This is a genomic window from Pseudomonas sp. MPB03 (assembly GCF_046605385.1).
In the GTDB taxonomy this organism is placed as follows: Bacteria; Pseudomonadota; Gammaproteobacteria; order Pseudomonadales; family Pseudomonadaceae; genus Aquipseudomonas; species Aquipseudomonas zanjanensis.
The window spans coordinates 6,467,378-6,489,435 of sequence record NZ_CP176770.1 but is presented as its reverse complement, the minus strand read 5'-3'; the positions used below and the strand labels follow the sequence as shown (position 1 = coordinate 6,489,435).

Sequence of the window (22,058 nt, the reverse complement as noted above, 5' to 3'; positions counted from 1 at the left end):
TGGCTCACTCAAAGACGAACTTGTCCTTCGTATACACGCACTGCCGGGCCGGTCATCATCACCGGTTGGCCAGGGCCTGCCCATTCGACGGACAGGCGCCCGCCGGGCAGGTCGATCAACAATGGCGAATCCATCCACCCCTGGCTGATCGCAGCGACGGCAGCGGCACAGGCGCCGGTCCCGCAGGCCTGGGTTTCCCCGGCGCCGCGTTCCCAGACGCGCAATTGTGCGCGGTGGCGGTCGATGACTTGCAGGAAACCGACGTTCACCCGCGCCGGAAAGCGCGGATGATGCTCGATTTTCGGCCCCAGCTCATGCACCGGGGCACTGTTGATATCGGCCACGCGCAGCACCGCATGGGGGTTGCCCATGGAGACTGCCGCCAGTTCCACCAGGGTGCCATCGACGTCCACCTGATAGCTCAAGGCCTGGGCCGGCGCCTGGAACGGGATGTCCGCGGGCACCAGGCGCGGAGCGCCCATATTGACGCCGATCTGGCCGTCGCTGCGCACATCGAGCTCGATGATGCCGCTCTTGGTCTCGACGCGGATCTGCCGCTTGGCGGTCAGGCGCTTGTCCAGCACGAAACGGGCGAAGCAGCGCGCGCCGTTGCCGCATTGCTCCACTTCCGAACCGTCGGCGTTGAAGATCCGATAGCGGAAATCCACGTCCGGGTTGTTCGGCGCCTCGACGATCAGCAACTGGTCGAACCCGATGCCGGTGTGGCGGTCGCCCCATTGCTTGGCATGCTTGGGCTGGATGTGCGCGTGCTGGCTGACCAGGTCGAGGACCATGAAGTCATTGCCCAGGCCGTGCATCTTGGTAAAACGCAGCAGCATGTTTTTACTCCGGCAGCAGGCTTTCGCCGGCAAACAACTCGGCTACCGTCTCGCGGCGACGCACTTCGAATGCCTGATCACCGTCTACCAGCACCTCGGCGCAGCGGCCGCGGGTGTTGTAGTTGGAACTCATGACAAACCCGTAGGCACCGGCCGAATGCACGGCCAGCAAGTCGCCTTCTTCCAGCGCCAGCTCCCGACCTTTTGCCAGGAAATCACCGGTTTCGCAGATCGGCCCGACGATGTCGTAGGGGCGGGCCGCGGTGTCGCGAGGGCGCACGGCGGTGACGTCCATCCACGCCTGGTACAGCGCCGGGCGGATCAGGTCGTTCATGGCCGCATCGACGATGGCGAAATCCTTGTGCTCGGTGTGCTTGAGGTATTCGACCTGGGTCAGCAGCACGCCGGCGTTGGCCACGATGTAGCGGCCGGGCTCGAACATCAGCGCCAGGTCGCGTCCGTCGAGGCGTTCACGCACGGCCTTGATGTAGTCGGCCACCAGCGGCGGCTCTTCGTCGCGATAGCGCACGCCGACACCGCCACCCAGGTCGATGTGACGCAGGTAGATGCCGCAGTCGCCGAGGCGGTCGACCAGCGCCAGCAGGCGGTCGAGGGCATCGATGAAGGGTTCGAGGGTGGTCAACTGCGAGCCGATGTGGCAATCGACGCCCAGCACTTCCAGGTTCGGCAGTTGGGCGGCGCGCACGTACACGTCCTCGGCGTCGGCGATGGCGATGCCGAACTTGTTTTCCTTCAGACCGGTGGAAATATACGGGTGAGTGCCCGCGTCGACGTCCGGGTTCACGCGCAGGGAAACCGGCGCGCGCACGCCCAGCTCGGCGGCGACGACTTGCAGGCGCTCGAGCTCATCGGTGGACTCAATGTTGAAGCAATGCACGCCGACTTCCAGGGCGCGGCGCATGTCTTCGCGGGTCTTGCCGACGCCGGAGAACACGATCTTGTCGGCGCTGCCGCCCGCGGCCAGCACACGCTCGAGCTCGCCACCGGAGACGATGTCGAAACCGGCGCCCAGGCGCGCCAGGACATTGAGCACGCCCAGGTTGGAGTTGGCCTTGACGGCGAAACACACCAGGTGCGGCATGCCGTCGAGGGCGTCGGCAAACGTCCGATATTGCGCTTCGATGTGGGCACGGGAATAGACGTAGGTCGGCGTGCCGAAACGTTCGGCGATCGCGGACAGGGCAACCCCTTCCGCGAACAGCTCCCCGCCACGGTAGTTAAAAGCGTCCATGGCGTTCCCTTAGTAAGTGGTGTGGGTGTCGTGCGAGTGTGACTTGGATTGCGACGACTTGGCCTGTTCTGCTTGTTCTTCGGGAGACTTGCTGTCATCAGGCAGGTACAGCGGACCCTTTTGACCACAAGCTGTCACGAGGCAGGCAACCGCGACGAGCGCAGCAAGGGAAGAGATCAGGCGCTTCATGGCGAAATCCTTGAAAATGCGTTAATTGCGCCGGAGTATACCGGCCACCCGTCAGCTTGCCTATGCAACGGGGCGCCCGTCCGGCGGCACTGGTGTCGTCAGTCGGTATATCCTTTGCAATCGCCGGGAAGCGTCCGTATCTTGCGGCGCTTGAGCATGAGCAGACATTTTCGAGGTTGCCGCAATGAGTTTGACTGAAGCCCGTTTCCACGACCTGGTCGATGCGACCCAGCAAACGCTGGAGGATGTGTTCGATGACAGTGACCTGGACATCGACCTGGAAATCTCCGCCGGTGTCCTCACCGTCAAGTTCGAAAACGGCAGCCAACTGATCTTCAGTCGCCAGGAGCCGTTGCGGCAGTTGTGGCTGGCAGCGGTCTCCGGCGGCTTTCATTTCGACTATGACGAAGAAAGCGAACGCTGGATGTGCGACAAGAGCGAAGAGCAACTGGGCGAGATGCTCGAGCGCATCGTCAAGCAGCAGGCTGGCGTGGAACTCGATTTCGAAGGCCTGTGACGGCGTGAGCCAGACCGCCCCGCCACGGCCACCCAAGCCGCTCTACAGCAACGTCAGCCCCGCCGTACCGTCGCCATGTACCGGCGTGTGCAAGTTGGATGAACGCAAGGTCTGCCTCGGATGTTTGCGCCATGTGGAAGATATCCGCGAATGGCGCTCAGCCGATGACGAGCGCCGGCGGGTTATTTGTGCCGAGGCGCTCAAGCGACGATCCCTGACGTAACCACTCACCGGGTGGCTGGGTTCGTTGTGCTTGGGTGAATTGAAGATTGCCATCGCGAGCAAGCTCGCTCCCACATTGAGTTGTGTGGCCGCGATATCTGCGACAACACCGCCCCTCTGTGGGAGCGAGCTTGCTCGCGATGACTCTTGCCCAGGCAACCCAGAACCTGTGGCGAGGTGGTGTCCTTGGGCAAGGCAAATCCTGCCCGGGTTGTTTATTTATTGAGCTGTGGTAGTGTCCGGCTACGCCTCAACTTATCGAGGCCCGTGAAAACCCCGCCTTTTTGTGGCGGGGTTTTGCTTTTTTTGTGCAGAAGAAAGGAGTCTGCCTGGATCATGACCGCACCTTCCATCACCCTTACCCGCCTGGACGTACAGCGTCTGGAACGCCTGATCGACAGTCTTGATGAAACGCTGCCGGGCGTGATTGCGCTGCAAACCGAGCTGGATCGCGCCGAGAACGTGGTGGGCCACGAAGAAGTGCCTGCCGATGTCGTGACCATGAACTCGCGCGTGCACTGCCGCGAAGAAAGCAGCGGCAAGGACTATCACCTGACCTTGGTTTATCCACAGGACGCCAAGGCCGACGAAGGCCGGATCTCGATCCTGGCGCCGGTGGGCAGTGCCTTGCTGGGCCTGAAGGTCGGCCAGCACATCGACTGGCCGGCCCCGGGCGGCAAGACGCTGAAGCTGACCTTGCTGGACGTCGAATACCAGCCCGAAGCCGGCGGTGATTTTCAGCTCTGAGTGCCCGGGCGCATCAGGCCAGGGCCAGCGCCTCGTTCAGGGCGCGTTCCAGGTCGGCCTTGTAGCGCAGGTACAAGTTTGTTGAGCAGGCACCGTCGCCCACCAGTCCCGAGAGGTCCAGGTCGGTGATGTAGCAGCGATAGCGCTGGGCTTCGCGGCGCTGTTCGACGATCTCCCTGGCGACCACGCGGAACAGCTGGTCGCCATGCTCCAGTTCGGAAAACTCCTGTTGATCGCAGTACAAGGTGACGTGCACCTGCCCGTGCGCCGCTTTGCCGATGATCGCCTGCACGTCATAGAACGGTTTGTTGACCGGCATCTGCGGGGCTTGCCGCGCTTCGATCCGTCGTGCCCGGCCACCCGAAGGCAGCAATTGGTAGTACAGGGTTTCCAGGCTTAGCGGCTGGGCGGCATCCAGCGGCAGCAAGGCGTCGCGGCGGTACAGCACCGATTGCACAAAGCGCTGCAGCGGCACCAGCAGGCTTTGTTCGTCGTGATACGGCACGTGTTGTTGCCACAGCGCGTTGAATTCATCGAGCACGTACAGGTCGGCCTCGTCCTCGTTGGTCCGGTAGAACACCTGGATGCACTCGGGCTGCCCCATGGGCAGGATCAGCGCCAGGTCATGGTCTTCCAGCGCCATCGGGTCCAGGTGCAAGGGGCTGTAGGCCGTCAGTTCTTCGCCCAGGTAATCCATCAGCGCCGACAAGCTGCCCAGGGCTACGTGATTGACCTGGCCGGGCACCAATTCCAGCACGTGATAGTGCTGCTGGACCTGAAGCAGGTAACGGTAATTGAGCCTGCTCAATAACAGGGTCTGGGCTGTTTCGATGACGTCCTCGACGCGCCGCGCAATGAACTGGGCGCGGTTGTGGCAGAAGCAGCGCACCTGCAAGCGCGGCTGGCGCTGGGTGACGGGCAGGTCGTTGAGGTAGTCGCGCAGGCAATCGAGCAGGGCATGTTCGCCGTCGAAACGGTTGACCAGCACCTCATTCCAACTATTGAGCGTGACTTGGTCGAGGGTCAGCACCAGGTTTTCCCGGACCCCGGCATAGCTCAGGGAATCGGTACGCTCGGTGGTCATCAGAATGTTCAAGTCACGGTGGTGCTTGAGCGGGTCGACGCCGACGTTCACCAGGATCAACACTTCGCTGGGCACGCTGGCCCGCAGCAACTGCGCTTCGTCCACCGTGACCAGGGGCAGGGCGATGGACTGCTGCAGGCTTCCCAGCAGGTTGAACAGTTCGAACTCGCTCAGGTCGCTGCTACCTGGGTGCAGCGCCAGGCGCGTGCTGCTGTCGATCACGCCGTTGCGATGGCACCAGGTCAGCAGCTCCAGCAATTCCCGGGAGCGCTTGATCGGCGCGAAATTCTCCCATTCCAGGGCGTTGAGGCTGCCGTTGTACAGGCCCCACTGGTTCTGCCCGTGTTCTTTCTTGTTGGGCGACTGCACCAGGGTCAAGGTGTCTTCGGCCAGGTCCGGCGCGATGCCGGGGTTGATGAACTCGACCTTGTCGGCCTTGCGCTCGAAGGCAGCGTATAACCGCCGGCCCAGCACGTTGAGATCGCGCTTGTTGATCAGGCTGACGGTTTTCTCGGTGCGGGCGAACTGGGTCAGGAAGCGGTAGCTGTGGGTGAGTTCGTTGACCAGGGCGCGCCGCTCGTGGCTGACCTGGCGGACTTTCCACTGGCTGCGGCTGTCCAGCAAGGCCAACTGACGCTGGTCCCAGCCCCACTCCCGGGCCAGTCGCTCAAGCAGTACCCGTTGCCAGCCACCGCTGCGCGCCTGGCCGGTGAGTTTGCGATTGACCTTCAAGTACAGCGCGCGGCGGATCAGCTCCAGGCGTTCGGGTTCGCCACGGGCATTGAGGTATTCCTCGATGCGGCGGTAAACCAGCATGTATGGGTCCAGCTCTTCCAGGTCCAGGCGATTGGCAAACACCGCCTGCTTGAAACGCAGGCTCAGGCAGCGCACGTTCGGGTGTTCGCTGGCATAGACTTCGGTCAGCAGCAGCTTGAGCACGGACTTATAGGGCGATTCGATGCCCTTGAACAGTTGCCAGAGCCCGGCACCGACGAATTCGCCTGGCGGGATGTAGGCCAGATGTCCCAGGTCCAGGGTTTCATCCGCACGAATGAAACGCTTGGACATTAGCGTATGGGTGTATTGCTCGTAGTTCTCTTCTTCATAGACCGGCACCAGCCACCAGATCGGCGTGCGCCCGGCCAGCCAGATCGCGGTGCGGTAGAACTCGTCGAGCAACAGGTAATGCTGGGTGGTGCCGCAATCGTCGGAACTGAGCTGGTTGTCCCGCTCGCCCCGCACAAAACGCGCCGGGTCGATCAGGAAAAAGTGGGCTTCGGCGCCCTGGGTCGCGGCCCATATCTCCAGCAACTGGCATTTCTTGCGCAGCTCGGCCAGTTCATCGTCGCTCAGGTCCGGCCCATGGCAGACCCACACGTCCATGTCGCTCTGATCGGCCTGGGCCAGGGTGCCGAGGCTGCCCATCAGGAACAGGCCCAGGATCGGGCGAGGCGGGTTGCCGCCGTGCCGAGGCTTGTAGGAAAACGAACGGGTCAGCCGCTGGGCTTCGGCAAGGACGTCGGCGTCAGGCTCGTAATTCGACAGTCCGGCAGGCGTGCTGCCGGAGACGTAGCCGGGCAGCAGCGGGTGGTTGACGTGGAAGAACAGCGGCAACAACGTCAGCACGCCTTGCTGGCGCGGCGACAGGCCTTCGAGGGCGCGCTCCATCCGCACGGTGTTGAGCTTGAGAAAACGTGCGCGCAATTGGCTCAGCACCTTGCGGTCGATTCCTTCGTCCAGATCGGGGCGTATTTCGTGGTTGCGGGTCATGTCGGCTCAAACCGGCTCGCGGCGTCGAACGTGGGGTGATGGCAGGTTAGCGCCCGGTCTTGGGAATACTTAAGCTGAAAACAGGATTTTGAGGTTGGTTTTTTACGCAGGGCGCCAGTGCGCCGGCGGAAATCCCGTAGAGGAGATTTCCGTGGGCGACAGGGGGGATCAGGCGGTTTCTTGAACGCTGAGAATAGTCAGGACGGTTTGTACATTCTGCGCGGCATCACGCCCAAGGCTGGTCAGGTAGCCACCATCGGGTTGATCGATCAGCTCTTTTTCGAACAGGCGTTGGGCAGCGGCAATCGCTTTAGGGGCAGCGGTCTGATGAATTTTCAGGCCTTCCTGGGAACTGTCCAGGTTGAAGAGTGCGAGGATTTCCAGTTCGGCAACCAACTCAGGGGTAAGCGACATAAGGACTCCAGACTTTCTAGGAATTTGGTCGACAGCGTCACTAAGGTGAGCGCACTCGGCCGAGCTGTCCAGTGTCAGTGTCATGCTTTTTTTGTTTAAAGCGATTCTGTTGTGGCCTGTAGGAGCTGCCGAAGGCTGCGATCTTTTGATCTTTCGCTTGGGATTCAAGTGTCAGGGGGAAGATCGCAGCCTCGTTACACTCGACAGCTCCTACAGGGCGCAGCCGAGCGGGAGCAAGCTCCCTCGCCACAAGAGCGGTCCAGTCTTCACAAGAGCGGTTCAGTTTTTTTCCGGCGGCAACTCGGGGAGGGCACGCAAGGCGGCTTCGTACCACTCGGTATTGAACGGACGGTCCTCTTCCAGGATCGCGTCGATTTCCACCGCGAGCACATGGGCCATCAGGTTGAGGATTTCTTCGCGCTCATAACCCACCAGGGTCAATTTATTGAAAACAGCCTTGGCCGCTGGTGGATTGTCACTCTCGATCTGGTTTTCAATCGCCTCGATCAGCGTGTTCTCGACGAACGCTTCTTCGTCGTTGTCGATATCGGTTGGCTCGCTCATGGCAGGCTCCTGTAGGAAAGGCCGCCAGTTTACCTGCATTCAGCGTCGTGATGCGCCTGGCAGGAAACGCCTCGACGGTCTATAACGCAAGGCTGCCAACCCCGCACGGCCTGGAGGCTTTGTAATGCTCAAGCTTTATGGTTTCTCTGTCAGTAATTATTACAACATGGTCAAGCTGGCGCTGCTGGAGAAGGGCCTGCCCTTCGAAGAGGTCCAGTTCTTCGGCGCCCAGACCCCGGAAGCCTTGGCCATCAGCCCACGTGGCAAGGTGCCGGTATTGAAGACCGAGCACGGGTTTATCAACGAGACCAGCGTCATCCTCGAATACCTCGAGCAGACCCAGCCGGGTAAAGCCTTGCTGCCAGCCGACCCGTTCGAGCGCGCCCAGGTGTTGGCCTTGTGCCGGGAAATCGAGTTGTACATCGAGCTGCCCGGACGAGCCTGCTATGGCGAGGCGTTCTTCGGTATGCAGGTGGCCGATGCCATCAAGGAAAAATCCAAGGCCGAATTGCTGCTGGGGTTCGCCTCGCTCGGCCGACACGGCAAGTTCTCGCCCTACGTGGCGGGCGACAGCCTGAGCATTGCCGATCTGTATTTCTACTACAGCCTTTCGCTGGCTCTGCAGGTGGGCAAGAAGGTCTTCGATATGGATCTGCTGGCGGACATGCCGGCGGCCAAGGCGCTGATGGAACGGTTGGGGGAGAACCCGAACGTGCAGCGGATCGCGGCGGACAGGGAGGCAGAAATGCCGGCGTTTTTGGCGAGGATTGCCGCCAAGAAGTGAGCTTTTTGCTGTTTTGAAGTGAGTCATCGCGAGCAAGCTCGCTCCCACATGTGATCTTCATGGCCACACATTATATGTGTTCACCGAAGATCCATTGTGGGAGCGAGCTTGCTCGCGATGCTTTGGGCTTTTAGCGGCTGGCGAGCAGAGCCTGGCCACGCACCACGGCTGCCTTGACCTGCGCCGGCGCGGTACCGCCGATGTGGTCGCGGGCATTGACCGAGCCTTCGAGGGTCAGCACGGCAAACACGTCCTGCTCGATCTGGTCGCTGAACTGGCGCAGTTCATCCAGGCTCATTTCCGCCAGGTCCTTGCCACTGTCTACACCGTATTTCACGGCATGGCCGACAATCTCATGGCAATCGCGGAACGGCAGGCCGCGGCGTACCAGGTAATCGGCCAGGTCGGTGGCAGTGGAGAAGCCGCGCAGGGCCGCTTCGCGCATCACCTCATGCTTGGGCTTGATGGCCGGGATCATGTCGGCGAACGCCCGCAGCGAATCGCGCAAGGTGTCGGCGGCGTCGAACAGCGGTTCCTTGTCTTCCTGGTTGTCCTTGTTGTAGGCCAGCGGCTGGCCTTTCATCAGGGTCAGCAGGCCCATCAGTGCGCCGAACACCCGGCCACTCTTGCCGCGCACCAGTTCCGGCACGTCGGGGTTTTTCTTTTGCGGCATGATCGAGCTGCCGGTGCAGAAGCGGTCGGGCAAATCGATGAATTGGAACTGCGCGCTGGTCCACAGCACCAGCTCTTCGGAGAAACGCGACAGGTGCATCATCGCGATGCTCGCGGCGGCGCAGAATTCGATGGCGAAATCGCGGTCCGAGACATTATCCAGCGAGTTGCCGCCGACGGCGTCGAAGCCCAGCAACTGCGCGGTGTATTCACGATCGATCGGGTACGTGGTGCCGGCCAGCGCGGCGCTGCCCAGGGGCATGCGGTTGGTGCGCTTGCGGCAGTCCACCAGGCGCTCGTAGTCGCGGCTGAGCATTTCGAACCAGGCCAGCATGTGATGCCCAAACGTTACAGGTTGGGCGGTCTGCAGGTGCGTGAAGCCCGGCATGATGCTCTCGGCCTCGCGCTCGGCTTGCTCCAGCAGGCCTTTTTGCAGGCGCGTGATTTCGCCCAGGATCAGGTCGATTTCATCCCGCAGCCACAAGCGGATGTCAGTGGCGACCTGGTCGTTGCGGCTGCGGCCGGTGTGCAGTTTCTTGCCGGTCACGCCGATGCGGTCGGTCAGGCGTGCTTCGATGTTCATGTGCACGTCTTCAAGGTCGACGCGCCAGTCGAACTGGCCGGCCTCGATTTCAGTTTCGATGGTCTTCAGGCCGTCGATGATGCAGTCGCGCTCGGCATCGGTGAGCACGCCGACCTTGGCCAGCATGGTGGCGTGGGCGATCGAACCCATGATGTCGTGGCGATACAGGCGCTGGTCAAAATTGACGGAGGCGGTGAAGCGGGCGACGAAGGCGTCGACGGGTTCACTGAAGCGGCCGCCCCAGGACTGATTGGTCTTGTCAGTGCTCATGAATTCGCTCGTGATCGGCTGTGGAGAAAGTAGCGGTTAAAGGCTGCGGCGGATGATAGCAGGGTTGCCGGGACTGGCGCTGGCACTGGTCGGCAGGTTTTTCCGATCGGGCCTTGGGATCCAAGAAGGTTTTCGCACAACGATATTTTTCGATTGAGCAATATCGTCGTGGCAACCGTCTACAGTGGACGGTAGGACTTTTGCTTTTTCCATCCATGGCGCACCGGAAAAATAGAAGAAGGGGGAGCTCATATTGGTCAGATCGACAGTTAACAATCCCTACGGCGACGCCGTGCGACAACGGGCCTCGGGCATCGGTCGGCAAGCGCTGGTAAAGATAGGCAACCGCCTCGCGGCACTTTTTGGCCCTCGAACGAGTCTTAGCGTGGATCGCGGTGACGGATGTCACTTCCCCTGTCTACGCTATCCTTGTGCGAGACTCACGCAGGAATCCAGCGCAATATGAATGTCCTGATCGTTGATGACGAACCACTGGCCCGCGAGCGCCTGAGCCGAATGGTTGGCGAGCTCGAGGGTTACAGTGTCCTGGAGCCGAGCGCCACCAATGGCGACGAGGCATTGGCCCTTATCGACAGCCACAAGCCGGATATCGTGCTGCTCGACATTCGCATGCCTGGCCTGGACGGCCTGCAGGTGGCGGCGAAGTTGTGCGAACGAGAATCGCCGCCCGCCGTGGTGTTCTGTACCACCCGGGACGACTTCCCACCCGAGGTGTTGCAGGCCGGTGCCGTGGGCTATCTGGTCAAGCCCGTGGCGTCCGAGGCTTTGCTCGAAGCCTTGCGCAAGGCCGAGCGGCCCAACCGCGTGCAACTGGCGGCGCTGACCCGTCCGGCCGCCGAAAGCGGCAGTGGCCCACGCAGCCACATCAGTGCGCGCACCCGCAAAGGCATCGAGTTGATCCCCTTGAACCAGGTGGTCTATTTCATTGCCGACCATAAGTACGTGACCTTGCGTCATGAGAGTGGCGAGGTGTTGCTGGACGAACCCCTCAAGGCCCTTGAAGACGAGTTCGGCGAACGCTTCGTGCGCATCCATCGCAACGCCCTCGTGGCCCGCGAGCGCATCGAACGTTTGCAGCGCACCCCCCTTGGGCATTTCCAACTGTTCCTCAAAGGCCTCAATGGCGACGCGCTGATTGTCAGCCGGCGGCACGTGGCCGGCGTGCGCAAGATGATGCAGCAGCTTTGACCGGGCGGTCCAAGGCGTCCAACGCGTTTCATTTCGAGGATCTGGCGGCCAGGGAGGCCTTGGGGTCGTGATTCAAATCAAAGCGGTTTTGGCTGAGCTGTTATTATCTGCCGTATCTTTTAAGTACGGATTGATCCATGTCCCCTCGCGAGATCCGCATCGCCACCCGTAAAAGTGCCTTGGCCCTCTGGCAGGCCGAATACGTCAAAGCCCGCCTGGAAGCGGCCCATCCCGGGCTGAGCGTGACCCTGGTGCCCATGGTCAGTCGCGGTGACAAGCTGCTGGACTCGCCGCTGTCGAAGATCGGCGGCAAGGGCCTGTTCGTCAAGGAGCTGGAAACCGCGTTGCTGGACAACGAAGCCGACATCGCCGTGCACTCGATGAAAGACGTGCCCATGGACTTCCCCGAAGGCCTGGGCCTGTTTTGCATCTGCGAGCGAGAAGACCCCCGCGATGCGTTCGTCTCCAACACGTTTTCCAGCCTTGAGGCGCTGCCTGCCGGGAGCGTGGTCGGCACGTCCAGCCTGCGTCGCCAGGCACAATTGCTGACGCGGCGCCCGGACCTGCAAATCCGCTTCCTGCGTGGCAACGTCAACACACGCCTGGCCAAGCTCGATGCCGGCGAATACGACGCCATCATCCTCGCCGCCGCCGGCTTGATCCGCCTGGGCTTCGAAGACCGCATCACCTCGGCCATCAGCGTCGATGACAGCCTGCCGGCCGGTGGCCAAGGGGCGGTGGGTATCGAGTGCCGCAGCGCCGACAGCGACATCCATGCCCTGCTGGCGCCGCTGCATCATGCAGACACCGCCACGCGGGTGTTCGCCGAGCGCGCCCTGAACAAACATCTCAATGGCGGTTGCCAGGTGCCGATCGCCTGTTACGCCGTGCTGGAGGGTGAGCAGGTCTGGTTGCGCGGTCTGGTGGGGGATCCCAACGGCGGCCGACTGCTTAGCGCCCAGGCACGGGCGCCGCGCCACGATGCCGAGGCGCTAGGTGTGCGCGTGGCTGAAGACCTGCTGAGCCAGGGTGCCGCCGACATCCTCAAGGCGGTCTACGGCGAGGCCGGCCACGCGTGACGGGTTGGCGGCTGTTGCTCACCCGGCCGGCGGACGAGTCGTCGGCGCTGGCGGCGGTTCTGGCCGAAGCGGGGGTCTACAGCAGCAGCTTGCCGTTGCTGGAGATCGAACCGGTCCCGCTGTCCGATGCCGGGCGCGCGTTATTCCAGGCGCTGGACCAATACGCTGCGGTGATCGTGGTCAGCAAACCGGCCGCACGCCTGTGCATCGAGCTGCTGCGCCAATACTGGCCCCAGCCTCCGGACCAACCCTGGTTCAGCGTGGGCGCGGCCACCGGACAGATCCTCGCCGATGCCGGCCTCACGGTGTTTTATCCCGATCACGGCGATGACAGCGAAGCCTTGCTGGAACACTTGGTCTTGCGCCAGGCTGTATCGCGGCCCGACCCCAAGGTTTTGATCGTGCGGGGCGAAGGCGGCCGCGGCTTGCTGGCAGAGCGTTTGCGCGAGCAAGGTGCTAGTGTCGATTACCTGGAATTGTACCGACGCCACTTGCCCAGTCATGGCGAAGGGGCATTGCCGGCAATAGTCGAAGCGGAACGCTTGAACGCCCTGGTGGTCAGCAGTGGGCAGGGCTTCGAGCATTTGCAGCGGCTGGCCGGCGATGCGTGGCCGGCCCTGGCGCGGTTACCGTTGTTTGTGCCAAGCCCAAGGGTGGCCGAGATGGCGCGTGCCGCCGGGGCCCGAACAGTTGTGGATTGCCGTGGCGCCCATGCCGCGGCTTTGCTGGCGGCGTTACGGGAACACTCCGTGCCGTTTTCTAATGCAAAGGATGGATACGTGAGCGAAACAGCCTTGCCAAAAGAAGATCTGGACCAGCCAGCGATCGATGCGCCGGTTGAAACCCCGCCTCCCGTAGCGCCGCGTCGTGGCAACGGGCTGGCCGTTGTTGCACTGTTGCTCGGCGCTGCCGGCGTAGCCGTTGGCGGCTGGGGCGTGTGGCAGGTGCGTCACCTGCAAACCAATAACCAGCAGCAGTCCGCCCAGGTCCAGGCGCTGAACGACCAGTCCCAGGCCCTCAAGCTCAACGAGCAACGCCTGAGCGAGCGCCTGGCGCAATTGCCCCCGGCTGAAGAGCTGGAGGAGCGGCGGCGCCTGGTGGCCCAGTTGCAGAGTGACCAGCAACACTTGAATCAGCGCCTGGAAACCGTGCTCGGTGCCAGTCGCAAGGACTGGCGCCTGGCAGAGGCCGAGCACCTGTTGCGCCTGGCCAGCCTGCGTCTTTCCGCGCTGCAAGACATCAACAGTGCCCAGGCGCTGGTCCAGGGCGCTGACGAAATCCTGCGGGAGCAGAACGACCCTGGTTCGTTCGCCGCCCGCGAGCAATTGGCCAAGACCCTCGCTGCGCTGCGCAGCACCGAACAACCGGATCGCACCGGGCTGTTCCTGCAATTGGGTGCCTTGCGTGACCAGGTGCTGCAACTGACCGAACTGGCACCGGAGTACAAGGATCGCGGCGAATCGCTGCTGGGCCTGACCGCCGATGGCGATGGAGCCAGTCGGTGGGCGCAGTGGTGGGATCAGATCTCGCGCTATATCCGCATCGATTTCAACGCGGACGAGAACGTTCGTCCGCTGCTGGCCGGGCAGAGCCTCGTGCAAGTGCGCCTGGCCCTGAGCCTGGCGCTGGAGCAGGCGCAATGGGCCGCCCTCAACGGCCAGGCGCCGGTCTACACCCAGGCGCTGACCGAGGCGCGGGATGTGTTGAAGAGCAATTTCAATCAGGACAACCCGCAAAGCAAAATCATGCTCGAGCGCGTGGGTGAGCTGTCCAAGCAACCGGTGACGGTGGTCACCCCGGACCTGACCGGCACGCTGAGCAGCGTCCAGGCCTACCTTGAGCGCCGCAACCTCAATGCCGAGGAATCGGTCAAGCCGCTGCCCGCGCCTGGCGCGCAGGAGGCCACGCCATGAAACGTCTCTACGTGATTCTGTTCATGGTCATCGCCGCCGCCGGCTTGCTGGGCGTGGCGATTGCCGAGCATTCGGGTTACGTGCTGGTGGCGTACAAGAACTTCCGTTATGAAGCCGGACTGTGGGTCACCCTGGCGCTGGTGGCGGTGCTCTGGCTGGTGTGGCGAGGCCTGAGATTCCTGATCGGGCTGGTGACCACGTCCAGTGGCGTGGTCAACCCGTGGTCGCGGCGCAACCGCAGCCGTCGGGTGCAAGTGGCGATCGAACACGGCCAGTTGGACCTGGCCGAAGGTCGCTGGGCCAGTGCCCAGCGCCACCTGCACCGTGCCGCCGAAGCGGAGCGCCAACCGCTGCTGTATTACCTGGGGGCCGCCCGCGCGGCTAACGAACAAGGTCTTTACGAACAGAGCGACAGTTTGCTGGAGCGCGCCCTGGAGCGTCAGCCCCAGGCGGAGCTGGCCATTGCCCTGACGCACGCGCAACTGCAGACGGACCGGGGCGACACGGACGGGGCATTGAGCACGCTGCAGGCCATGCATGAGCGTCATCCCCATAACGTCCAGGCCCTGCGCCAATTGCAGCGACTGCATCAGCAGCGCGGCGACTGGTCGGCGGTGATCCGGCTGTTGCCGGAGTTGCGCAAGGATAAAGTCCTGCCGCCGGCTGAACTGGCTGAACTGGAACGGCGTGCCTGGGGCGAAAACCTCACCCTGGCGGCCCACCGTGAAGAGGACGGCAGTGTCGGTTTGCAGTCGCTCAATCGTGCCTGGCAACAGCTGACCTCCGCACAGCGCCAGGAACCGGCGTTGGTGTTGGCCTATGCCGAGCAACTGCGTCAGTTGGGCGCTCAGGTCGAAGCCGAAGAGGTGCTGCGCGGCGCGCTCAAGCGTCATTACGACAGCCACCTGGCGCGTCTATATGGGCTGGTTCGTGGCAACGATCCGATCCGCCAACTGCAAACGGCCGAGGGCTGGCTCAAGGATCACCCGGCCGATCCAAGTCTGTTGCTGACCCTGGGGCGCCTATGCTTGCAGAACAGCTTGTGGGGCAAGGCGCGGGATTACCTGGAAAGCAGTTTGCGGGCCCAGCGCAATCCCGAAGCCTGCGCCGAACTGGCGCGCCTGCTGGCGCAACTGGGGGATGCCGAGCGCAGCAACCAATTGTTCCAAGAGGGGTTGGGGTTGCTGGATGAGCGCCTGCTGGCCGCGCCGCTGCCGGTTCCGGCTTAGGTGTTGTCGACTTGAGAGGGGCGTGACTTATTCTTGAACGTGGCATGAGTCATGTGGCGAGGGAGCTTGCTCCCACTCGGCTGAGAGGCCTGTGGTGAATTGAAGATCGCCATCGCGAGCAAGCTCGCTCCCACATCGATCCCTGGTAACCGCCAACCCCCTGTGGGAGCGAGCTTGCTCGCGATGACGTCACCCCAGGCAACCCAGAACCCGTGACGAGTGAGCAAGCTCCCTCGCCACGGGTTGGTGAACCTTAAATGCGCTGTTGCGAATACGGTTTTGGGGCTTTGGTCATACCATCAGTAAAGTCCTACAGCTCATCGCGCCGTATCCTCCTCGGCCTGTTGGGAATTCCCTACACTCCTGGTGAAGTGTCTGCGCGGGGCTGCCTTGAAAGGCCCGAGGGCTTTCCTCTACCGTAACAGCTTGTCTCTTCTGTTACGGAATCGCCATGTCTTTGGCCAGCTCACGTTTCTTGTTTCTCATGGCTTCCATCGCCGCCGCCCTGGCTTTGGGCATCAGCACGTATCTGGAGTATTCGGTCGGCCTGACGCCTTGCAGCCTGTGTGTCTTGCAGCGGTTGTGCCTGATGCTGTTCCTGGTGAACAGTCTCGTGGCCTGCGTACAGGGTCCAGGTCAAAGAGGCACGCTCTTCTACGGTACGGCAGGGTTGGTTTTTGCGACGGGGGGAATGACCCTGGCCTGGCGTCAGGTCTTGATGCAAAGCCATTCGTTCGAGCCGTTTGCTGATTGTGTTGCCCAGCCCAAGCTGATGGATTCGTGGTGGTGTGCGTTGCAGCGTGTCCTCGATGGCACCGTTGACTGCGCGAATATCACTTGGACGTTGTTCGACCTGAGCATCCCCGAGTGGAGCCTGTTGTTTTTTCTTGCGGTGTCCAGCGTGATGACCTATCTGCTGCTGCGCCTTGCCTGGAGTGCTCTGGTACAACCGCTCAGCGGCGAGACGTCGCAGTTGGTCCGGGCCGTGGATTAAACACTTGTATGAACTTTATCTCCTGCGTACCTTGAAGCCGTTGTCGTGCGGGCATAATCTGGCCCGCACGTGTTATTGGAATTGTGCCGCTCGATCATGTTGTGTCTGGCTTGTCCCTGGTTCATCAGGCGTGCACAGGCTGCGAGGGGCATGACTCACAAGGGAAGAAATCACCATGCTCGAAAGTTGTCAGAATGCTCAGGAACGCTGGGGTGGGGTGCATCTGTTGATCGATCGCTGGCTGCAAGAGCGTCGCGAACTGATTCGGGCCTACGATGATCTTGGCGACAAGCCTGAAGCCCTGGGCGAAAGCCGCAAACCCTTGCAAGAGTTCTGCGGTGTGCTGGTCGACTATGTGTCTGCCGGTCATTTCGAGATCTATGAACAACTGACGGGCGAGGCCAAGGCCTTCAACGACAAGCGCGGCCTGGAACTGGCCGAGACGATTTACCCGCGCATCGATGTCATCACCGAGAAGCTGCTGGCGTTCAACGACCTGTGCGATGAGGGCAAGTGTGTAGCGGAAAAATTCAAGGAGCTGGGCGGCTTGCTGCACGAGCGTTTCGAATTGGAAGACTGCCTGATCGAAGTGCTGCACAACGCTCACAAGGAAGAAGATACCGTCCAGGCCTGAGGGCTCGCGGTCATGAAAAAACGGTGCGCATTGCGCACCGTTTTTTTATTGGGTAAACGTCAGGTCGTCGCGCCCAGCAACTCGATCTCAAACACCAATGGCGTGTACGGCGGGATCACATCCCCGGCCCCTTCAGCGCCATAGGCCAGGGACGACGGAATCACCAGTCGCCATTTCGCGCCGACCGGCATTTGCGGCAACGCACTGCGCCAACCGTCAATCACACTGTCGAGGTTGAACCACTGTGCCTGGCGATTGGCGTCGAATACGGTGCCGTCCGGCAATCGACCGGTGTACAGCACCTGGACCTTGCCGTGAGGGCCGGCCTTCGCGCCATGGCCTGGCTTGATTTCGGTCAGCAGGATGCCGTCTGCCAGTTGCTGGACGCCAGGGCGGTTCTTTTCTTCGACGAGAAATTGTTGCTCGGTTTTCAATGCGGCTTCGGTCTGCGGCGTTGTCGAAGGCGCGTTCAGTTGCGCCTGGTGCTCGGCCAGGATTTGTTCGATGCGTTCATCCTTGAGCGCCAGCGGCTTGCCCAGGTAGGCCTGTTGCAAACCTTCGACCAAGGCTTTGATCTGCAGGTCCGGCACGTCCTGGCGCAGGCGTTCGCCGAGGCTGGCGCCCAGGCTGTAAGCCAAATCGTGGGCATCGTTTGCGCTGGTTTTTTCAGCGGCCTGGACCGTGGCGCAAGCCATGCACAGGAGTAAAAACAGGTGACGCGACATGTGTGCTCTCCGGCCTCGAATCGAGGAATTATGCCAGTGCCGATATCTGTAGAGGTGGATTGCCAAGGCACTGGCGCAGAAGATTTTTCCTCCCTTGCAACGCAACGTCTTGTGTACTGTCAACATGCCCTAGCGGCGGTTGCAGCAGAGGTCTAGTATGAGCCGCACTCACGTCAGTCAGGAGGTAAACCATGTCGGCCACCAAGAAGCCTGTAAACACTCCGTTGCACTTGCTCCAACAACTCTCGGGCAGCCTGCTCGAACATCTGGAAAATGCCTGCTCCCAAGCGCTGGCTGATGCTGAAAAACTGCTCGCCAAACTGGAAAAGCAACGCGGCAAGGCGCAGGAAAAACTGCACAAGTCGCGCACCAAACTGCAAGACGCAGCCACCGCTGGCAAGGCCAAGGCCCAAGCCAAGGCTAAAGACGTCGTGAAAGAACTCGAAGACTTGCTCGATGCCTTGAAGGATCGTCAGTCCGAAACCCGCGCCTACATTCTGCAACTCAAGCGTGATGCCCAGGAAAGCCTGAAACTGGCCCAGGGCGTCGGTCGCGTGCAAGAAGCCGCGGGCAAGGCGCTGTCGCTTCGTGCTGCCAAGCCTGCCGCTGTATCGGCCAAGAAGCCGGCGGCTAAACCCGCCGTGGCAAAAGCACCGGCCAAAGTCGCTGCCAAGCCTGCCGCCAAAGCCGCCAGCAAGCCGGCTGCCAAACCCGTCGCTGCCAGCGCTGCAAAACCTGCGGCAAAAAAACCAGTCGTCAAGGCGGCTGCCAAGCCCGCTGCAAAAACGGCGGCCGCTAAACCTGCCGCTGCCAAGCCCGCTGTAAAAGCGGCTGCTAAACCTGCCGCCAAGCCAGCGGCGAAAGCTGTCGCCAAACCTGCCGCTAAAACCGCCGCCGCCAAACCAGCCGCGACGAAAACCGCCGCCGCTAAACCGGCTGCCAAAGCGCCGGTAAAAGCCACTGCAAAACCGGCTGCCGCCAAGCCTGCTGCCAAACCGGCAGCGAAGCCTGCGGCAACCAAAACGGCTGCGGCCAAGCCCGCTGCAAAAACCGCTGCCAAGCCAGTCGCTGCCAAAGCCGCGGCTAAACCCGCTGCCAAACCGGCCGCGGCCAAGCCTGCAGCTGCGAAGCCAACGGCTGCCAAGCCAGCCGCCGCGAAACCAGCTGCTGCCAAGCCCGCCGCGAAACCGGCCGTGAAAAAACCAGCCGCTGCAAAACCTGCGACTGCGCCAGCCGCCAAGCCCGCAACATCGGCTCCGGCTCCGACCGCGGCACCTGCGCCAACCGCCAGCACGCCGGCCGCGGCGACCAGCCCAGCTGCCGTTGCGCCGACCGCCAGCAGCACCCCAACCAGCGCTTCCTAAGTGCCGGACACCGCGACGCGCAGCTGATGCAGCGCGTCGCGGCTCGCGGGTTCGGCATTCGCCGCCAGCCCTTGCAGCCATTGCGCTGAATCGTTCTGTTGTGCCCTCGGCCAATCCTTGGCCAGCGCTTCCAATCGTTCCAACAATCGCCGTTCGGCGGCCAACTCCAGTTGCTTGACCTGTTCGCGCAGGCCATTGAGTGCCGCGTCCTGGAGGGCTCCGGCTTTCCATTGATTGCGAAGCGTACGCAGTGGCCGCACCACCTCGGCCTCCCACGGCTCGGCCATTTGTCGAAGTCGCTGCAGCCTGTGTTCATTGCAGGCCACGCCGCGCTGCGCCAGCCACAGGCCACAAAGCAGCAGGCAGACGTTGGCGCCGGCGTCTTGTGCCGCCAGGCACGCAGGCTCTACGCCAGGCTTGGCATAGAGGTCGAGGGAAAAACTCCACAGGTCAGGGGACATCGTGCTACTCGCGCCAGTTGCGAGCGAAGCTGGTAGACTCCGCCGCCATTATGATCCGACTTCAGAACCTGACTTTACAGCGTGGCCCGCAACGTCTGCTAGAAGACGCCGAGCTGACCCTGCACGCCGGCCACAAAGCCGGCCTCATCGGTGCCAACGGTGCCGGCAAATCGAGCCTGTTCGCCTTGCTGCGAGGCGAGCTGCACCCGGACTCGGGCGATTGCCTGCTGCCGGCCGATTGGCGCATCGCCCACATGCGCCAGGAGGTCGACACCCTCGAGCGCCTGGCGGTGGACTACGTGCTCGATGGCGACCTGCGCCTGCGCCAGGTGCAACGTGACCTGGCGGCGGCCGAAGCGGCCCACGACGGTGCCGCACAGGCCCGCCTGCATTCGGAACTCGACAGTGCCGATGGCTACACCGCGGATGCCCGCGCGCGTAAATTGCTCGCCGGCCTGGGCTTCACCAATGAACAGATGGACCGCCAGGTCGGGGATTTCTCCGGCGGCTGGCGGATGCGCCTGAACCTGGCGCAGGCGTTGATGTGCCCTTCGGATCTGCTGCTGCTCGATGAACCGACCAACCACTTGGACCTCGACGCCATCATCTGGCTCGAAGACTGGCTCAAGAGCTACCCGGGCACGCTGCTGCTGATTTCCCACGACCGCGATTTCCTCGATGCGGTGGTGGATCACGTGGCCCATGTCGACCAGCGCAAGCTCACCTTGTACCGTGGCGGCTACAGCGCCTTCGAGCGCGCCCGTGCCGAACGCCTGGCCCAGCAACAGCAAGCCTATGAGAAGCAACAGGCGCAACGTGCGCACATGGAAAGCTACATCGCCCGCTTCAAGGCCCAGGCCACCAAGGCCCGCCAGGCCCAGAGCCGGATCAAGGCACTGGAGCGGATGGAAGAGCTGTCGGCGGCCCACGTCGATTCACCGTTCGATTTTGTCTTCCGCGAATCGACCAAGATCTCCAGCCCGTTGATCGACCTGTCTGACGCACGCCTGGGCTATGGCGACAAGACCGTGCTGGAGAAGGTCAAGCTGCAACTGACCCCCGGTGCGCGGATCGGCCTGCTGGGCCCCAACGGTGCCGGTAAGTCGACCCTGATCAAGAACCTTTCCGGCGAACTCGAGCCTCTGGCCGGGCGCCTGACCCGAGGTGAAAACACCGTCGTCGGCTACTTCGCCCAGCACCAGCTCGACTCCCTGGATTCCAAGGCCAGCCCGCTGTTGCACCTGCAACGGTTGGCGCCGACCGAGCGTGAGCAGACCCTGCGCGATTTCCTCGGCGGTTTCGATTTCCGCGGGGCGCGCATCGACGAGCCGGTGTTGAATTTCTCCGGCGGCGAAAAGGCCCGCCTGGCACTGGCATTGATCGCCTGGGGTCGACCGAACCTGTTGTTGCTCGACGAACCGACCAACCACCTGGACCTGGAAATGCGCCTGGCCCTGACCATGGCCTTGCAAGAATTCAGTGGCGCGGTATTGGTGGTGTCCCACGATCGGCATTTGCTCAAGAGCACGACGGATAACTTCTTCCTGGTCGCCGATGGCAAGGTCGAGGAGTTCGACGGTGACCTGGAGGACTACGCCCGTTGGCTGGTGGAGTACCGCCAGCGTAACGCGCCGGTCAGCAGCACACCGGTCAACCCGGACAAGACCGACAAGAAAGCCCAGCGCCAGGCCGCCGCCGCGCTGCGCCAGCAACTGGCGCCGCACAAACGCGAGGCCGACAAGCTCGAAGCCGAGCTGGGCAAGCTGCATGAAAAATTGCAGAAAATCGAAACCAGCCTGGGCGACAGTGGTCTCTACGAGGCCGCGCGCAAGGATGAGTTGCGTGACCTGCTGGCCGAACAGGCCAAGCTGAAGGTCCGGGAAGCGGAGCTCGAGGAGGCTTGGATGCAAGCGCTGGAATGGCTGGAAAACCTGCAAGCGGAGCTGGAGGCGTTGTCCTGATGGAAGCGTTGGCGTTGCCTGTCCCTGTCATGTGGATCGAGCCGATCTGGCTCGGTGTGCAAATCCTGCTGATCCTGGTGGCCGGTTATGTCTCGCAGCGCTTCGTCGCGCGTGCGCTCACGGGCCTGGGTGAGCGTTACCCGCTCCCACCCCAACTGGTGATTATCCTGCGGGGTGTGCTGCGCTGGCTGATCATGGGCACTGCGGTGCTGGTGGTGCTCGAACGCCTGGGTGTCTCGGCCACGGTGCTGTGGACGGCGCTGTCGGGCTTTGTCGCGGTGGCAGCGGTGGCGTTCTTCGCCATCTGGAGCGTGCTGTCCAACCTGTTCTGCGCCGTTTTGATCTACACCGTCGGACCCTTTCGCCTGGGCGATGTGGTCGAGTTGGTGGATAGCACCGACAAGCCCGGTATCAAGGGGCGCGTGGTGGCAATCAATCTGCTGTACACCACGCTGATCGAACCCGAGGAACTCGGCACCGGCAGCGCGATGGTGCAAGTGCCCAACAGCCTGTTCTTCCAGCGCTCGGTGCGGCGCTGGCGCGGCAGCGAAGCGTTCCCGGTGGGCGGTTTCGTCGAATAAC

The 22,058-nt window shown here is 62.3% G+C and carries 22 protein-coding genes and 1 pseudogene; 14 read left to right on the top strand and 9 right to left on the bottom strand.

Going from position 1 to position 22,058, the window contains the following annotated elements; genetic code table 11:
* Nucleotides 1-8: 8 nt before the first annotated feature.
* Genes dapF through lptM form a run of 3 tightly spaced genes read right to left on the bottom strand, consistent with a single transcriptional unit; the run spans nucleotide 9 to nucleotide 2,280 of the window.
* The gene (gene dapF, locus ACLH0I_RS28445) at nucleotides 9-839 is read right to left on the bottom strand and encodes a diaminopimelate epimerase (protein ID WP_411385934.1); all 831 of its coding nucleotides are present in this window, start codon (nucleotides 837-839) and stop codon (nucleotides 9-11) included.
* Nucleotides 840-843: 4 nt separating this feature from the next.
* Complete coding sequence (gene lysA, locus ACLH0I_RS28440) at nucleotides 844-2,091, bottom strand: diaminopimelate decarboxylase (protein WP_186706860.1); 1,248 nt, start codon at nucleotides 2,089-2,091, stop codon at nucleotides 844-846.
* A gap of 9 nt (nucleotides 2,092-2,100) precedes the next feature.
* Nucleotides 2,101-2,280, bottom strand: coding sequence for an LPS translocon maturation chaperone LptM (gene lptM / locus ACLH0I_RS28435; protein ID WP_018605419.1), 180 nt, complete (start codon nucleotides 2,278-2,280; stop codon nucleotides 2,101-2,103).
* Nucleotides 2,281-2,464: 184 nt separating this feature from the next.
* Between lptM and cyaY the strand changes: the two genes are divergently transcribed.
* The 3 genes from cyaY (at nucleotide 2,465) to rnk (ending at nucleotide 3,766) form a co-directional block, all read left to right on the top strand.
* Nucleotides 2,465-2,797 (top strand): iron donor protein CyaY, encoded by a 333-nt coding sequence (cyaY, locus tag ACLH0I_RS28430; RefSeq protein WP_250964771.1) that lies wholly within the window; start codon nucleotides 2,465-2,467, stop codon nucleotides 2,795-2,797.
* A gap of 4 nt (nucleotides 2,798-2,801) precedes the next feature.
* Nucleotides 2,802-3,020, top strand: a complete 219-nt coding sequence (locus ACLH0I_RS28425) for a DUF1289 domain-containing protein (protein WP_250964770.1) — start codon at nucleotides 2,802-2,804, stop codon at nucleotides 3,018-3,020.
* A gap of 335 nt (nucleotides 3,021-3,355) precedes the next feature.
* A complete protein-coding gene (gene rnk / locus ACLH0I_RS28420; protein WP_186706858.1) occupies nucleotides 3,356-3,766 on the top strand; it encodes a nucleoside diphosphate kinase regulator in 411 nt (136 codons plus the stop codon).
* A gap of 13 nt (nucleotides 3,767-3,779) precedes the next feature.
* On the opposite strand, the gene ACLH0I_RS28415 is transcribed toward rnk, so the two are convergent.
* The 3 genes from ACLH0I_RS28415 to ACLH0I_RS28405 all read right to left on the bottom strand — a co-directional run bounded on the left by ACLH0I_RS28415 (nucleotide 3,780) and on the right by ACLH0I_RS28405 (nucleotide 7,598).
* On the bottom strand, nucleotides 3,780-6,620 hold the full coding sequence (locus ACLH0I_RS28415; RefSeq protein WP_411385933.1) for a class I adenylate cyclase: 2,841 nt from the start codon (nucleotides 6,618-6,620) through the stop codon (nucleotides 3,780-3,782).
* Nucleotides 6,621-6,788: 168 nt separating this feature from the next.
* A complete protein-coding gene (locus ACLH0I_RS28410) occupies nucleotides 6,789-7,034 on the bottom strand; it encodes a TIGR02647 family protein (protein WP_157711860.1) in 246 nt (81 codons plus the stop codon).
* Between the two features lie 279 nt (nucleotides 7,035-7,313).
* Nucleotides 7,314-7,598 carry a hypothetical protein gene (locus ACLH0I_RS28405; protein WP_186706856.1) on the bottom strand — a complete coding sequence of 95 codons (285 nt, stop codon included), beginning with the start codon at nucleotides 7,596-7,598 and terminating at the stop codon, nucleotides 7,314-7,316.
* 124 nt (nucleotides 7,599-7,722) lie between these two features.
* Between ACLH0I_RS28405 and ACLH0I_RS28400 the strand changes: the two genes are divergently transcribed.
* Complete coding sequence (locus tag ACLH0I_RS28400) at nucleotides 7,723-8,382, top strand: glutathione S-transferase family protein (RefSeq protein WP_250964767.1); 660 nt, start codon at nucleotides 7,723-7,725, stop codon at nucleotides 8,380-8,382.
* Between the two features lie 130 nt (nucleotides 8,383-8,512).
* Here ACLH0I_RS28400 and argH read toward each other — a convergent pair whose 3' ends face one another.
* Nucleotides 8,513-9,907: an argininosuccinate lyase gene (gene argH / locus ACLH0I_RS28395; RefSeq protein ID WP_411385932.1), complete on the bottom strand. Its 1,395-nt coding sequence runs from the start codon at nucleotides 9,905-9,907 to the stop codon at nucleotides 8,513-8,515.
* 462 nt (nucleotides 9,908-10,369) lie between these two features.
* Here argH and ACLH0I_RS28390 point away from each other — a divergent pair, with 462 nt between their 5' ends.
* The 7 genes and pseudogenes from ACLH0I_RS28390 (at nucleotide 10,370) to rsd (ending at nucleotide 16,965) form a co-directional block, all read left to right on the top strand.
* Nucleotides 10,370-11,116, top strand: a complete 747-nt coding sequence (locus tag ACLH0I_RS28390) for a LytR/AlgR family response regulator transcription factor (protein ID WP_060740100.1) — start codon at nucleotides 10,370-10,372, stop codon at nucleotides 11,114-11,116.
* Between the two features lie 137 nt (nucleotides 11,117-11,253).
* Entirely contained in the window at nucleotides 11,254-12,195 is a 942-nt protein-coding gene (gene hemC, locus ACLH0I_RS28385) for a hydroxymethylbilane synthase (protein ID WP_411385931.1), read from the top strand.
* Nucleotides 12,192-12,938: pseudogene (locus ACLH0I_RS28380) on the top strand (uroporphyrinogen-III synthase); the annotation flags it as partial. The gene hemC and the pseudogene ACLH0I_RS28380, both read left to right, overlap by 4 nt.
* 36 nt (nucleotides 12,939-12,974) lie before the next feature.
* Nucleotides 12,975-14,108 carry a uroporphyrinogen-III C-methyltransferase gene (locus ACLH0I_RS28375; RefSeq protein ID WP_250964782.1) on the top strand — a complete coding sequence of 378 codons (1,134 nt, stop codon included), beginning with the start codon at nucleotides 12,975-12,977 and terminating at the stop codon, nucleotides 14,106-14,108.
* Nucleotides 14,105-15,337 (top strand): heme biosynthesis protein HemY, encoded by a 1,233-nt coding sequence (locus ACLH0I_RS28370; RefSeq protein ID WP_250964765.1) that lies wholly within the window; start codon nucleotides 14,105-14,107, stop codon nucleotides 15,335-15,337. Before ACLH0I_RS28375 ends, ACLH0I_RS28370 begins: the two co-directional genes overlap by 4 nt.
* A gap of 451 nt (nucleotides 15,338-15,788) precedes the next feature.
* Complete coding sequence (locus ACLH0I_RS28365; RefSeq protein WP_250964764.1) at nucleotides 15,789-16,331, top strand: disulfide bond formation protein B; 543 nt, start codon at nucleotides 15,789-15,791, stop codon at nucleotides 16,329-16,331.
* Between the two features lie 175 nt (nucleotides 16,332-16,506).
* Nucleotides 16,507-16,965: a sigma D regulator gene (gene rsd / locus ACLH0I_RS28360; RefSeq protein ID WP_250964763.1), complete on the top strand. Its 459-nt coding sequence runs from the start codon at nucleotides 16,507-16,509 to the stop codon at nucleotides 16,963-16,965.
* A 59-nt stretch (nucleotides 16,966-17,024) separates the two neighbouring features.
* Here rsd and ACLH0I_RS28355 read toward each other — a convergent pair whose 3' ends face one another.
* Nucleotides 17,025-17,690: an FKBP-type peptidyl-prolyl cis-trans isomerase gene (locus ACLH0I_RS28355; protein ID WP_250964762.1), complete on the bottom strand. Its 666-nt coding sequence runs from the start codon at nucleotides 17,688-17,690 to the stop codon at nucleotides 17,025-17,027.
* Between the two features lie 191 nt (nucleotides 17,691-17,881).
* On the opposite strand from ACLH0I_RS28355, the gene ACLH0I_RS28350 reads away from it, so the two are divergent.
* Nucleotides 17,882-19,054, top strand: a complete 1,173-nt coding sequence (locus ACLH0I_RS28350) for an AlgP family protein (protein WP_250964761.1) — start codon at nucleotides 17,882-17,884, stop codon at nucleotides 19,052-19,054.
* Here the strand turns inward: ACLH0I_RS28350 and ACLH0I_RS28345 are convergent.
* The gene (locus ACLH0I_RS28345) at nucleotides 19,051-19,515 is read right to left on the bottom strand and encodes a TIGR02444 family protein (protein WP_411385930.1); all 465 of its coding nucleotides are present in this window, start codon (nucleotides 19,513-19,515) and stop codon (nucleotides 19,051-19,053) included. The two genes, ACLH0I_RS28350 and ACLH0I_RS28345, sit on opposite strands and share 4 nt — an antisense overlap.
* Before the next feature lie 50 nt (nucleotides 19,516-19,565).
* On the opposite strand from ACLH0I_RS28345, the gene ACLH0I_RS28340 reads away from it, so the two are divergent.
* Nucleotides 19,566-21,476, top strand: a complete 1,911-nt coding sequence (locus ACLH0I_RS28340; RefSeq protein WP_411385929.1) for an ATP-binding cassette domain-containing protein — start codon at nucleotides 19,566-19,568, stop codon at nucleotides 21,474-21,476.
* Nucleotides 21,476-22,057, top strand: a complete 582-nt coding sequence (locus ACLH0I_RS28335; RefSeq protein ID WP_186706844.1) for a mechanosensitive ion channel family protein — start codon at nucleotides 21,476-21,478, stop codon at nucleotides 22,055-22,057. Before ACLH0I_RS28340 ends, ACLH0I_RS28335 begins: the two co-directional genes overlap by 1 nt.
* The last annotated feature ends 1 nt before the right edge of the window (nucleotide 22,058 follow it).